The organism is Mesorhizobium sp. WSM4813, from assembly GCF_055811555.1.
Genome location: NZ_JBVVQU010000027.1, coordinates 35,592 through 48,274, shown reverse-complemented (window position 1 = coordinate 48,274; position 12,683 = coordinate 35,592). Strand labels below are relative to the sequence as shown.

Here is a 12,683-nt window from a genome sequence, read left to right as displayed (position 1 = left end):
CAGACCGTTGATCTGAGGGGCGCACCCCCGAGGTTCGGTGGGTGCAACTTGATGGCACGGAGGATCATCAGCGGCGCCTGCGGGCGGGGCTCTCCAAGGTGGAGGGGGGCCAGGGGACTGTGCTCATCATGGGTGACAGCAAGAACCCGCCGGGCCAGCGGTTGTTCGCCAGCCAGACGCCAGGCGCGGTTACAGTCGAAAGCGTTGACCTGAAGGACTTCATCCAATTCGCGCTGAAGTTCAGGCTCGATGCACCTGACGCGCTAAGCCAGCTTCTCGGCTTTGCCGAGAGCGTCATGACGAATGTAGGAGCGGTCGACCTTCAGCAGCGCGTCACGACCTTGCTGGCCGGGCGCCAGCGGAAAGAGGCGACGGAGACGGAACAAGCCGCCATTGCTTTTGAGCAAGAGCGCACGTTCAAGAGTGCAGTCGAGCTGCTGGTTGAGGCGAACAGACGCCCGGGCACACGTCAGCACCGGCCCACCGTGATGAGCGCATGCATCCGGGCGCTCAATTCAGCAAATGAAGACGATCCGTCGTCGTTGCATGAAGCAGCAATCCGTGCACGCGAGGAAAACCGTTTCCGCGGGAGGCCGCTTCCGGCGCGTGGCGTCGGGAGCACGTTGACACTCAAGGGCTTGGAAGCCGACGTTGCGGTCATCCTCGATGTGACAGAGATGGATGCCAAACACCTCTATGTTGCGATGACGCGAGGATCGAAAATGCTTGTCGTCTGTTCGGCATCGCCTCAGCTGCGGCCAGTGGCTGCGTCATGAGCGAGAGTTTGGACAGCGTCGGGCGACACACTCTCAACGACATAATTATGTGAGAGGGTTCGGATAATTGGGGCAGATCGCGTACAACGCGGCGACAGGGGACATGGCCGAAGCGTCCTCGGCCTCCGATGCCGCTTGGCTGAGTATTTGCAATGCGCAGCTCGGGACATGGCTAATGCCGCGCACGGCCTGGCCGGCCGTGCCCAAAACGTCAATCCGGGGCTTACGATTCTTCGCGCACGCACCTGGATTTACAGGTCAGCTTCCCGGCCCGGAGAGCTACGCACACACTGGCCTGAAGATTGATGTGGTTAAGGCTGCGCGGGCTATGGGCTTTCGGGCGGAACTTGAGGCCTGGGGGACAGACGGAGCAGGCGCCGACTGGATAGCGGACGTGCTGGTGTTTCTGGCTGATGGGACGCGGGTTGCAATCGAGATTCAACTCTCAAGCCAGCATTTGGACGATTTCATAACCAGGACGCAGCGCTATCTGCACTCAGGTGTCAGGTGTTGTTGGATCATGTCCGAGAGGCCAGTAGCCTTGCGTCTGACAAACGCCCTCATCTACAGAAACAGCCAGTACCGCCGTGAGACCGGCGAGGTCTTATGCGATTGCGAGGAGTTAGTGCCATTTGCAATCGAACTTGCGGGAAAAGACACTTACCCAGATGTTTTGCACCGATCAGGTTCGGCAGAGGCCGGCACATAAAGCGGATGGCGCTGACGGAAGCCATCGCCGGCATGCTGCACGGATACCCTAGCTGGCAACTGCCAGACTGGCATTGGAAAACGCCTCAAATATCGGTTGATTGATGCTTGTCCCAGGTCTGAAGCACGAAGATTGACATAGCGCCAGCCAGGTCAACGGCGGCATGCCTGCCGTCGGACGGAAAGGGCTTGCAGCCCCTGCCATGAGCGCCATTGAGCTTGTTTTGGATTGCGTCTAGGCCTTCGACGACCGTTCGGCGGCAGCCTTAGAATCCTTGAAAATGTCCTCCACGTGCTGGTCCGGTGCCAGATTGGGGCACTCAGCATTGGCAGCTCGACCTTTGCTCACACGGGTAGGATCCATCCAGGTCGTTGACATAATCCCACACTCCTGCGAGAAATGGCGCAACGATACATCAAACCAGTGCAACAAGTTGCCAAATTTCGCAACTGCGGCGCTTGCACACTCATCGTTATGGTGGCATAGTGCAACTTATGTCAGATCGTTCCAACGTAAAGGCTTCAACCATGGACCACTTTCCGATTGTGCAGGCGCTTTGCCGCGCTGCCATGGCTGCGCCGAACCCTGCTGTCCGCAAACAGATCGAACGGCTGTCTGCCGCACTAAGGGAAGCCGGGGAGGCAAAGCAGGCGGGCACCTTAAACGGTATCCTTACTAGTGCGGACCGTGCCGGAGATATGGCACCTAGTAGGCTGGTGCGCTCTAAGGCTGTGTTGGCAGGGGAAACACTGACAACCAATACGCCGCTTCCCGTGGACAAAGAGACGGCTAGTGCTTTGGCGGAGGTGATTTTCCCCCAACAAGTCAGCACGACCGCGCCGTTTTTTAGCGCGCCCGTCGGGGCTGCCGTGAAGAGCTTGCTTGACGAATGGAGTCATTTGAGCGAGCTCGAAGCGCTCGATGTCACGCCCGCCAAATCATGCCTGATCTTCGGTGCTCCGGGAACCGGAAAGACCCGGCTGGCCTACTGGATCGCGAGGCAACTCGACTTGCCGATCGTTGTGGCGCGCCTCGATAGCCTCATGTCGTCCTTTCTGGGCACATCCGCCCGCAATATCGGTGCGCTTTTTTCGTTCGCGGGGCGGTACCGCTGCATCCTGCTTCTGGATGAATTCGACTCCTTGGCCAAGCTGCGGGACGACCCGCAAGAGGTCGGCGAGATCAAACGTATTGTGAATACCCTGCTCCAGAACCTGGATGCACGCAATGATGTGGGTCTCACCATCGGCATCACAAACCATCCACAACTCTTGGATTCGGCGGTGTGGAGGCGCTTCGAGATACAACTCGAAATCCCGGTTCCGGACCTGCCCCTGAGACTTGAAATGGCGCGTGCTTTCATGGTGCCAGCCGAGGTCCCGGAGTCGCACATCAAGCTGCTGGCATGGTTTACCGATGGGGCGACCGGCGCCGAACTAGAGACGCTTGTCCGAAGTTACAAGAAGCTCCGGGCGGTCCGCGGCGATGCATCCGAAGAGGTTTTCGACGTGTTCCGGCAATTTGCCACGATGAACAGCGGTCGGCTTAGCAAAGCGCGGCGCGCTCTTCTGTTTGGCGACCAGGCGAATCTGATCTCGGCGCTTCATGATGCCGAGAGCCCCCCCTTTTCCATGACGGAGTTGGGCGAACTGCTGGGGCGGGACAAGTCCACGATTAGCCGCATCATCAAACAAGATCGCAAAGCGAAAAAGAGCGATTAGCCATGGCAACCCCAGTGCAGATTGTTCTCAATGCCAACAACTTCTCGGAAGACCGAGACGTACCTCCCGGCCGGGGTAATCGGACGGACTTTTTCCAGGACAATGAGAACGCGTTTCTAGCCCACCGCGACAAGATAGCTGGGCACTTGGAGGGAGTGGCGGAAGAGATCCGGCGCAGCGCCGTTTCTTTCGGCGAAGTGGGACATATCAAGGTGATCCTGCGCCGGCGGGCCTGGGCGAAGAGTCATCGTCCTTTGTCCGCATTGTTCCCGGGAGACAGGACGCCATTGGTCGGGGGTTTGGACCTCGGCGAGCTGATTCTTGAGGTAACCCCTCGGTCGTTGGATCAGGCCGCAGCCCAAGTGCGGCAGGCAGAGGACCGTGTGAAATGGGAAAAGAACAAGGTCACTAACAAACTTGAGGCACATCCGACCGCTCGCCGCAGTGAAACGGGCGCGATCGAACAGATTGAACTCTACGGTGCCGCTGACCGCCGCCGTTTCGACATCGAGAAGGCAGTGGTCTGGCTCTCGAACAGCAAGACAGGCGGCCAATATGAGGTTGAACTATTTGACTCTCCGCCACCTCAAGGGGACTGGGATGCGGATCGCGTGCGGCAACGCCTGTATGTATCTTTCTTGAAAGGGTTGCAGGGATTCGGCAGCGGTCTGACGGTAAGCCGTCTGGCGGACAAGTCATCGCATAGCATGGCACGTGTGTCCGTTCGGCTGGAACGTTCATCGCTACCTCCGCGTGTCCAGATTACTGGAGAGGGCCCTGGCCCTGGCGCAAAATTCTCCGCTCTCGCGCCTTTCGACGACAGGATGGAGCGCCACATGCAGGTTCTCAAATTTCTTGAGAACCATCCCTTGGTAAAGCGCATCGAGTTGCCAGGCATTTTGGTGCCGAGCGCCAACCCATCCACAACTAGTCGCACTTCGCCAAACGGATTCGTCATGCCTCCCCGTGACGCCGCGCGAAGCTGGCCTCGGGTCGGTGTTATCGACGGTGGTATTAGTGACGCGGCCTTGGGTGACTGGCTTATCGGTCGCTGGGATCAACTGGCGGATGGCGATATCGATCCCACGCATGGCACCTTTATCGGCGGCCTTTTGGTTGCCGCCTCCACCCTTAACGGCTTAGACACCTGCGCCGATCCAGATGGCACCGAGATATACGATATTGCCGTGCTACCCTCTTCAGACACGGCGTTCACCGCTTACCACGGTGACCTCAACGGGTTTTTCGAACAGGTCGAATACGCCATCATTGAGGCGCGCACCCGCCATAACGTGCGCATCTTTAACTTCAGCATGAACGTGCAAACTCTCGTGGCTTCAAATAATTATAGCAAGGTCGCCGAGCGGCTCGACCAGATAGCGGACACGCACGACGTTCTGATCTGCATCTCGGCCGGTAACCTTTCCACGTCCCGCCAGGAATGGAGCGCGGATGTTACCTCTGTCTTGCAGATGATGGCGACGAGCCAAAACGATGGCATCTTTATCCCCGCGGAGAGCGCGAGGAATATCTCTGTAGGGGCATTGAATCCCACCTACCTCGACGGTGCGATAGGGCATGTTCCCGCCAACTATTCCCGACGCGGGCCAGGGATTCAGTGCCTTGTGAAGCCGGACTTTGCCCACGTAGGCGGCTGCGGGCATGGACTGCCATCAAAGGCCCATGGTCACTACTCGGTCGATCCCAACGGGGTTGTCACCGAAAGCTGCGGCACCAGTTTCGCCGCGCCGCTTTTGGCAAAGCAGGCCGCCCTCTTGGACGCGCAGATCGAGGGTAACGTTTCTAGGGAAACTCTAGTGGCCTTGCTCACACACCATGCCAGAACGCCATCAGGCATGGGCGCAAAGGAGCTCAGCGCAATCGGGCGTCAGCTTATTGGCCACGGAACGCCTCCCTCTGTCGGCGAGATTTTGGAAGGTGACGACAGTCAGATCACCCTGGTCTTCGCGGCACGTCTAATGCCGGGAAAACAGTTGAAATTCGAATTCGCATGGCCGGCTTGCTTGGTGCAAAGCGGCAGATGCCGGGGTAAAGTGCGTCTAACCCTCGTTTCCAGTCCGCCCCTCGATCAACGCTTCGGTGCGGAGTTCGTTCGCGTCAACGTCGAAGCGGCACTGCAGCAGGAAACCGTCAAGGACGGAAAGCACAGCTGGAAAGGGCAGCTGAAGCCGCTTTATCTTCCGGATTCGTCCGTTGAGCATCCAGTCGAGGCGGAGCGTATTGAGCACGGCCTGAAGTGGAGCCCGGTGAAAGTCTACGGGGATCAGATGCCGCAGGGCCGGGGATCGTCATCCACCTGGAGACTTCTTGTGAGTTACCTATCCCGGACCGACAACTCTGCCGTGCCACAGGAGGGCATTCCGTTTACGGCTATTCTCACCATTGAAGACATGGCTGGCGAGGAGCCGGTGTTTAATGTCATGCGCCAGCAATTGGCTGCAAGCCCCTTCCAGATTTCCGACATCCGGACAGCAGCGCGTGTGACGACTCGGGTCTAGGCAAGTGCACGACACGCTAAAAAGACCGAATAGGGCGCGCCTGCCAGCTTTCTGAAAGCTGACCTTGGAGTGGAAAGCGGAACTCTATCCAAAGGTCGGAACCATCGTTTTGCGCGAGGCGGACTACGCAAGTGCTTAGGCCGCTACATGCCCGACGGCCTATTTTTGGATGGTCCGATCGCTCACAATCGCTTTTTCAAACCAATCAGGAACCTTCGCTATCTGCGACCCGATGACACTTTCGGGAACATCTTGCCAGAACGCGACAATCGCGTCCGAGAACGCCTGAAACTGGTCATCACTCACCTAGAGGTTCGTGTGATCCAGCATTTTCTCTGCCCATGGCGATCCCGAGCCGCTAAGCGGATTGTCGAGATATTCAGGGTAGTTCTGCTTCAGGTCATCGAGAGATTTTCCGACGCCGTGCTTGTAGACGTTGACCACCAACCGGCACGCATCGAGCGTCTTGAAGTAGTCCGTGCCTCGGATCTTCCAGCCGAAACTCTCCAGCTAGTCTGCAATCTTGCCGAAATCCGCTGACCAGACCTTTGCAACTGCCGTCTCGCCTCGATGCCAGTGAAAAATTTCCCGCACCAGCCAGTCCCGCAGCTGTTTATCCCACTCGTGAAACATTCCGGCGACGACGCTCAGGCGGGTCTGGTCGCGCATGTCGCTCAGGAGCTGATAGAACTCGAGGGGCGGCGCCCCTTAGCGTATTTCATAGACGGCCATGCTTGCGCTCCCTGCCTTGTGAATTTTGGTGCCCCGGATATCGAACTGAGCCATGGAGGCGCTATTCGCCTTGTGGATTGAATTTCCGCGGATTTCGTACTCGGCCATGCTCGCGCTGCCCGCCTTATGGATGCGGCTGCCGCGAATGTCATAGATGGCCGAGCTAGCGCTACCGGCCTTGTAGATCTTCTTTCCGTCGAAACGGCTATCGTTCGCACTCATGTCCCCAACTCCAATTCTGCATGTGACAAAGCCCATCATACAGATGATGGCCTTCTGAGCAGGCACCGCCTACATCCGAACCTTAGGATGTTTCGAGTTCCTCATCATCCACGGTGCAGAAAATGAATGAGAAGAGCCCAAAAATTCGGCTGAAATGGCCGGCTTTCCTTGTTAACAATTAGATGTAAGAAGGCTATTCGGTCTCCAAAACCGCAGGTCCTTTTACCGATGGAAGCGATCGAGGCTCTGTTTCAAAGCAGCGCGATCATGGCCGCGACCGTCGATCGGAGGCGTTCAAGGCCCGAGATTGCGGACTGATACCACCACTCGCGTCAACTATGGAGCCTTCGCCGCTTGGATAGTGTGAAGCATTTGGGTCTGAGGTGCGTATAGCGCCGTAACATCTTCCAATCCTTGTGCCCTGTGACCAGCGCTACCTGTTCAATTGTCGCCTATCGCGCCTATCCGGAGTGCCTGCAAACCGGAACGGAATGGGCAGCGGCGGCTGATCGCTACGCGAAATCATACCACGCAAAGCCCACATCCTAGGACCTGCATGGAAGTCCATCTTGTGCAGCGTCCTTTGCTTAAGCGCGGAACCATACGGGGCGATACGGGAAGATTTCTGATTTTTGCCCGCGAAAAAGACAATGAAATCAAAGTTCTTGATACATCCTCCGGGCCCACCATTGTCGCTCCATATCAATAATTTATGGCCGACCTCTATCTAAGTGGGCCACTTGAGCTCCGCTATACCCGCCGTATTCAGATCGAATGTTGTCGCCTGATCGAAGGGCAGGAGAAGCGATCTTGTGCCTGTTTCTATCCTCTATTTTTGCTCCTGTTCGTCGGTCGGCCGACGACCCCAGCGGCGATCGGCTCGATGCGCTTTTCTGCGCAATCCAGACGGCTTGGGCGTGGACGATGCGAAGCGAGCGATACGGCGCGCCGGAACATCTCGATCCGCTCGAGGGATGGATCGCCGATCCATCCCTCCGCGAGATCCAGGAACCCGCCGGTCCGGCTTCAGCCTGAAACCGGCGCCTCATCGGCTCGGCGTCTACTCGGCTGCGCCGCTCTCGGAAGCCAGGGTCGGGCCGGCTTCAGGCCGCCTGCGCCGGAATGTCCTGCGCAGAGCAACGTAGAAGACCGGCGTCAGGAAGAGGCCGAACAACGTCACGCCCAGCATGCCGGAGAACACGGCCGTGCCGAGCGATTGGCGCATTTCCGCGCCAGGCCCGCTGGCGATCACTAGCGGCACCACGCCCAGGATGAAGGCGAATGCCGTCATCAGGATCGGCCGCAGCCGCAGCCGGCAGGCCTCGACAGCCGCCTCGACGGCGTCAAGGCCGCGCTCCTCACCTTGGCGCGCGAACTCGACGATCAGGATCGCGTTCTTCGCCGCCAGGCCGATGAGCACGATCAGCCCGATCTGCACGAGGATGTTGTTGTCGAGACCGCGGAAGGCGACGCCCAGGAGGGCGGCCAGCACGCTGAGCGGGACGATAAGCACGATGGCGAAGGGGGTAATCCAGCTTTCGTATAGCGCGGCGAGCGCCAAAAAGACGAACAGAACCGACAGGCCGAAGATGAAGACCGCCGTGTTGCCGGTCTGCCGCTCCTGGAAGGCGAGTTCAGTCCATTCGAAGGAAGTGCCCTGCGGCAGCGATTCGGCTGCGATCCCCTCCATCAGGTCGAGCGCCGTGCCCGTGGCGACACCCGGCGCTGCATTGCCCTGAAGCGGCACGGAGACGTACATGTTGTAGCGTTGCACGAGCGAGGGACCGGTGACGTCGCGGATCTCGATCAGTGTGCCGAGCGGCACCAGGTCGCCGGCCGCCGAGCGCACCTTCAGCTTCAATATGTCGTCGCGATCGATGCGGAAAGCCTGGTCGGCTTGCGCCCGCACCTGGTAGACGCGACCGAAGGCATTGAAATCGTTGACGTAGGCGGTGCCCAGATTGATCGACAGCGTCTCGAAGATGTTGGGGATGGGCACGTTCAGCATGCGCGCCTTGTCGCGGTCGATCGCCAGGAAGAATTGCGGGCTGGAGGCCGAGAAGGTGGTGAAGACGCCCGTCAACCCGGGCGTCTGGTTGGCCTTGCCGGCGATTTCGTTGGCCAGCGCCAGGATCGGCCGCATGTCGGCGCTGTTGCGCTCCTGGAGCATCATCTTGAAGCCGCCGGAGTTGCCGATGCCCCGTACTGGCGGCGGCGGCAGCGCGATGATGAAGGCCTCCTGGATGCTTTGCAGGCTGCCAAACAGCGTGCCGATGATCTTGTCGGAAGTATCGCCGCTCTCGAGCCGTTCCTCGAAGCTCTTGAATGGCGCGAAGATCACGCCGGAATTGCTGGCGTTGGTGAATGTCGCGCCGTTGAATCCTGCGAAGGCGACGGCGTTGGCGACACCCGACGTCTCGCGGATGATATCCGACGCCTTCTGGATGACTGCGTCCGTTCGGGCGAGCGAAGAGCCCTCCGGCAATTGCACGACGACGATCGCATAACCCTGGTCCATGTTCGGGATGAAGCCGCGCGGCACCGTCTGCAGCATGTGATAGGTCGCGTAGAGCAGGCCTGCAAAGACGAGCAGCATGGCGGCAAGCGCCAGAGTCGTGCCGACCAGTCTGTGCACCAGCCACGCATAGCCGTCCGCCATCCTGTCGAACCCGTTGTTGAACCCGTTTGCCAGAGCGCGGCCGAACCTAGCCAGGAAGAAGTTCGAATGTTCCTCGCTGTGCGGCTTGAAAAGCACGCCAGCGAGAGCCGGCGAAAGCGTCAGCGAGTTGAATGCGGAGATCGCGGTGGAGACCGCGATGGTGATGGCGAACTGCAGGTAGAACTGGCCGGGAATCCCGGGAATGAAAGCCGCCGGAACGAAGACGGAGATCAGCACCACCGAGATCGCGAGGACCGCGTTTCCCACTTCATCCATGGTCTTGTGCGCAGCGGCGCGCGGAGCGAGCCCCAGCCGGATGTTCCGCTCGATATTTTCCACAACCACAATGGCGTCGTCGACAACGATGCCGACCGCCAGCACCAGCCCGAACAGAGTGAGCATGTTGAGCGAGAAGCCGAAGGCTAGCAGCACGGCAAGCGTGCCGATCAGCGAGACCGGTATCGCCACGATCGGCACGATCGCCATGCGCCATGACTGCAGGAACACGATTATGACGATCACCACCAGCAGGATCGCCTCGGCGATGGTGACATAGACCTCGTTGATCGATTCGGCGATGAACTCGGTCGGGTTGTAGATGATCTCGTAAGCCAGCCCCTGCGGGAAATCCTGCGAAAGCTCCGCGATGGTCTTCTGGATTTCTTCCGCCGAGGCCAAGGCATTGGTGCCCGGCCGCTGGAAGATGCCGAGCGCCACCGCCGCCTTGTTGTTGAGATAGGAATTGGTGACGTAGTCCCTGGCGCCGAGCTCTATGCGCGCCACGTCCTGCAGGGAGATCAAGCGGCCGTCCTCGGCCGACTTGACGATGACGTAGCGGAAGTCGCGCGCGTCTTCGAAGCGCCCTTGCGTGGTGACCGTATACTGGAAGGCCGAGCCATCGCCAACCGGCGGCGCGCCGATCGAGCCGCCCGACACCTGGACGTTCTGGTCGCGCAGCGCCTGGACTACGTCGCCTGCGGTCATGCCGTAGGCGGACAGCTTTTCCGGGTCGAGCCAGACGCGCAGCGAATATTCGCGCTCGCCGAAGATCTGCACGTCGCCGACGCCGTCCAGTCTCAGCAGGACGTCGCGCACGCGCGAACGCGCATAATTCGAGACGTAGAGCTGATCATATGTGTCGTCGGGCGACAGCATATGGATGACCATCATCAGGTCGGGCGAACTTTTCGCCGTGGTGATGCCGAGCCGGCGCACCTCTTCCGGCAGGCGCGCTTCAGCGATCGAGACGCGGTTCTGGACCAGCACCTGGGCCGCGTCGAGATCGGTGCCGGGGCGGAAGCTGATGGTGAGCGACATCGAGCCGTCGCCGGAGGAATAGGACGACATGTAGAGCATGTGCTCGACGCCGTTGATTTCCTGTTCGATCGGCGTCGCCACGGTTGCGGCGACCGTCTCGGCGTCGGCGCCCGGATAGGAGGCGCGCACCACGATGGTCGGTGGCGCGATTTCGGGATATTGCGCGACCGGGAGCTGCGTATAGGCGATGCCGCCGACGATCACGAGCACGATCGACAGCACCGCCGCGAAGATCGGGCGGTTGACGAAGAAATGGGCGAAGTTCATTGCGTCTGCCCTTCGGCTTCAACCTCGGGCGGCAACGTCGTCATCTCGGGCTTGACGGTGACGCCCGGCCGCACTCGCACCAGCCCGTTGATTACCACGGTCTCTTCGCCGGTGAGGCCCGCACGGATAACGCGATAGCCGTCGATGCGCGGGCCGGTGCGGACCGGCTTGGTCGAGATCAGGCCTGCCTCGTCGACAACGAAGACGATGCGGCGGTTCTGGTCGGCGCCGATCGCCTCGTCAGGCAGAAGCACGCCCGGATGCGGCAGCGAGCCGGGCACGTTGATGCGGCCGAACATGCCCGGCTGCAGCACGCCGTCCTTGTTGTCGAAGCGCGCCCTGGCCCGCATCGTGCCGGTAGCTTGGTCCAGGCGGTTCTCGGCGAAGTCGAGTTTGCCCTTGAACGTCGCTTCATCACGGTCGGCGACACGGACGACAACATCGACGCCGCCGGCGCCCTCCTGCATGACGCCGCCGCGCTCGCGGGCGTCGCGCGCATAAGAGAAGTAGGTCCGCTCATCGATGTCGAAATAGAAGTTGATCGGGTCGATCGAGACGATGGTGGTCAGCACGGTCTGGTCGGCCTGCACCAGATTGCCCGGCGAGATGAGCCGGCGGTCGACCCGGCCGGAAAACGGCGCCTTGATCTCGGTGAATTCGAGATCGAGACTTGCGTTTTCAAGGGCCGCCTCCGCGCCGTCCAGTTGCGCTTGGGCGGCGAGATACTCGCGGCGGCGGTCGTCCAGTGTCGAAACCGGTATGTTGCCTTCGCGCGACAGGGTCTCGGCGCGCTCGAACTGCATCTTGCTGAATTCGACCAGGGTCTTGGCCGAGTCGACCTGCGCCTGCGCCTGGTTCAGCGCCGCCTTGAACGGCCGCTGGTCGATGGTGAACAGGAGGTCGCCCTGCTTGACCAGCGTACCGTCCTGGAAATGGACCTGATCGAGATAGCCGCCGACGCGGGAGCGCAGCGAAACCTGGTCGACGGCTTCGAAACGGCCGACGAACTCATCGTCCTCGACGATATCGCGCACCAGTGGCTTGGCTACCGTGACGACGGGCGCGGGAGGCGCTTCCTGCGCCTGTGCGGCCAGGGCCGCGAGCAAGCCGATCGTCGCGCAGGTCGCGGCGACGAGCCATTTTGCAGGGACGTTTCTGCTGGAGGGGGCGGCCAAAGAATCGTGGCGGAGGCGTGCAGTGTGAACCATGGTTACCCCTCGTAAGCGGCCCTTCATGCGAAGTCCGTAACATCTAGGCAGCGGGTGTACCGCACAAATCAATCTTTTTGAACTGACCACCACAACCGACAGCTTGTTATTGAACGAACATCGAACACCATCAAACTTGACAAGGAAGCGGCTAACTGGGGAGCGCGAACGCACATCTCGCGTTTATCCGCTGCGTAGGCATTGCCATGCGCTCGAGCTGAAGCGGATCTGACAAGCCATTGCGCATCCCGACGTGCGGCGGTTCTGTCGGGAGGAACAGGGCCGCTCTCGCATAGAGGTCCGACCTGCTTCTCATTCTGCGGTTATAGGCGGCGATATAGGCTTCGATGAAATCGGCAGATTGGACATTTGCTACACTCCGAAAACGCTTGCACCACCCGCATACGACAAGCAGACCGGCGATCTGCTGTTCGATGTGGACGGGGCAGGAGGAGCGGCGACAGTCAAGCTTGCCGCTCTGGACCCGAGCACATTTCTCACAGTGGACGACTTCTTCGTGTCATAAGCGCGCGCATGGTGGGGGGCAGCTACA

The 12,683-nt window shown here is 60.0% G+C and carries 9 protein-coding genes; 4 read left to right on the top strand and 5 right to left on the bottom strand.

The window, feature by feature from the left end; genetic code table 11:
• The first annotated feature begins 128 nt into the window (after nucleotides 1-128).
• The 4 genes from AC0L25_RS17350 to AC0L25_RS17335 all read left to right on the top strand — a co-directional run bounded on the left by AC0L25_RS17350 (nucleotide 129) and on the right by AC0L25_RS17335 (nucleotide 5,725).
• Nucleotides 129-776: a hypothetical protein gene (locus AC0L25_RS17350; protein WP_473596629.1), complete on the top strand. Its 648-nt coding sequence runs from the start codon at nucleotides 129-131 to the stop codon at nucleotides 774-776.
• Nucleotides 777-879: 103 nt separating this feature from the next.
• Nucleotides 880-1,485, top strand: coding sequence for a competence protein CoiA family protein (locus tag AC0L25_RS17345; protein ID WP_473596628.1), 606 nt, complete (start codon nucleotides 880-882; stop codon nucleotides 1,483-1,485).
• A gap of 527 nt (nucleotides 1,486-2,012) precedes the next feature.
• Nucleotides 2,013-3,206: an AAA family ATPase gene (locus AC0L25_RS17340; RefSeq protein WP_473596627.1), complete on the top strand. Its 1,194-nt coding sequence runs from the start codon at nucleotides 2,013-2,015 to the stop codon at nucleotides 3,204-3,206.
• A gap of 2 nt (nucleotides 3,207-3,208) precedes the next feature.
• The gene (locus tag AC0L25_RS17335) at nucleotides 3,209-5,725 is read left to right on the top strand and encodes a S8 family peptidase (protein WP_473596626.1); all 2,517 of its coding nucleotides are present in this window, start codon (nucleotides 3,209-3,211) and stop codon (nucleotides 5,723-5,725) included.
• A gap of 159 nt (nucleotides 5,726-5,884) precedes the next feature.
• Here AC0L25_RS17335 and AC0L25_RS17330 read toward each other — a convergent pair whose 3' ends face one another.
• From AC0L25_RS17330 to AC0L25_RS17310, 5 genes are all read right to left on the bottom strand, one after another.
• Complete coding sequence (locus AC0L25_RS17330) at nucleotides 5,885-6,031, bottom strand: hypothetical protein (protein ID WP_473596625.1); 147 nt, start codon at nucleotides 6,029-6,031, stop codon at nucleotides 5,885-5,887.
• Between the two features lie 204 nt (nucleotides 6,032-6,235).
• Nucleotides 6,236-6,394 (bottom strand): hypothetical protein, encoded by a 159-nt coding sequence (locus tag AC0L25_RS17325; RefSeq protein WP_473596624.1) that lies wholly within the window; start codon nucleotides 6,392-6,394, stop codon nucleotides 6,236-6,238.
• Nucleotides 6,395-6,433: 39 nt separating this feature from the next.
• Nucleotides 6,434-6,679 carry a hypothetical protein gene (locus tag AC0L25_RS17320; protein WP_473581212.1) on the bottom strand — a complete coding sequence of 82 codons (246 nt, stop codon included), beginning with the start codon at nucleotides 6,677-6,679 and terminating at the stop codon, nucleotides 6,434-6,436.
• 1,060 nt (nucleotides 6,680-7,739) lie between these two features.
• Complete coding sequence (locus AC0L25_RS17315) at nucleotides 7,740-10,922, bottom strand: efflux RND transporter permease subunit (RefSeq protein ID WP_473596623.1); 3,183 nt, start codon at nucleotides 10,920-10,922, stop codon at nucleotides 7,740-7,742.
• The gene (locus tag AC0L25_RS17310; protein WP_473596622.1) at nucleotides 10,919-12,130 is read right to left on the bottom strand and encodes an efflux RND transporter periplasmic adaptor subunit; all 1,212 of its coding nucleotides are present in this window, start codon (nucleotides 12,128-12,130) and stop codon (nucleotides 10,919-10,921) included. Before AC0L25_RS17310 ends, AC0L25_RS17315 begins: the two co-directional genes overlap by 4 nt.
• Between the last annotated feature and the right edge of the window lie 553 nt (nucleotides 12,131-12,683).

Coding starts and splice junctions, on each gene's coding strand:
- AC0L25_RS17350 (WP_473596629.1), top strand. CDS start 129: ATGGGTGACAGCAAGAACCCGCCGGGCCAGCGGTTGTTCGCCAGCCAG.
- AC0L25_RS17345 (WP_473596628.1), top strand. CDS start 880: ATGGCCGAAGCGTCCTCGGCCTCCGATGCCGCTTGGCTGAGTATTTGC.
- AC0L25_RS17340 (WP_473596627.1), top strand. CDS start 2,013: ATGGACCACTTTCCGATTGTGCAGGCGCTTTGCCGCGCTGCCATGGCT.
- AC0L25_RS17335 (WP_473596626.1), top strand. CDS start 3,209: ATGGCAACCCCAGTGCAGATTGTTCTCAATGCCAACAACTTCTCGGAA.
- AC0L25_RS17325 (WP_473596624.1), bottom strand. CDS start 6,394: ATGCGCGACCAGACCCGCCTGAGCGTCGTCGCCGGAATGTTTCACGAG.
- AC0L25_RS17320 (WP_473581212.1), bottom strand. CDS start 6,679: ATGAGTGCGAACGATAGCCGTTTCGACGGAAAGAAGATCTACAAGGCC.
- AC0L25_RS17315 (WP_473596623.1), bottom strand. CDS start 10,922: ATGAACTTCGCCCATTTCTTCGTCAACCGCCCGATCTTCGCGGCGGTG.
- AC0L25_RS17310 (WP_473596622.1), bottom strand. CDS start 12,130: ATGGTTCACACTGCACGCCTCCGCCACGATTCTTTGGCCGCCCCCTCC.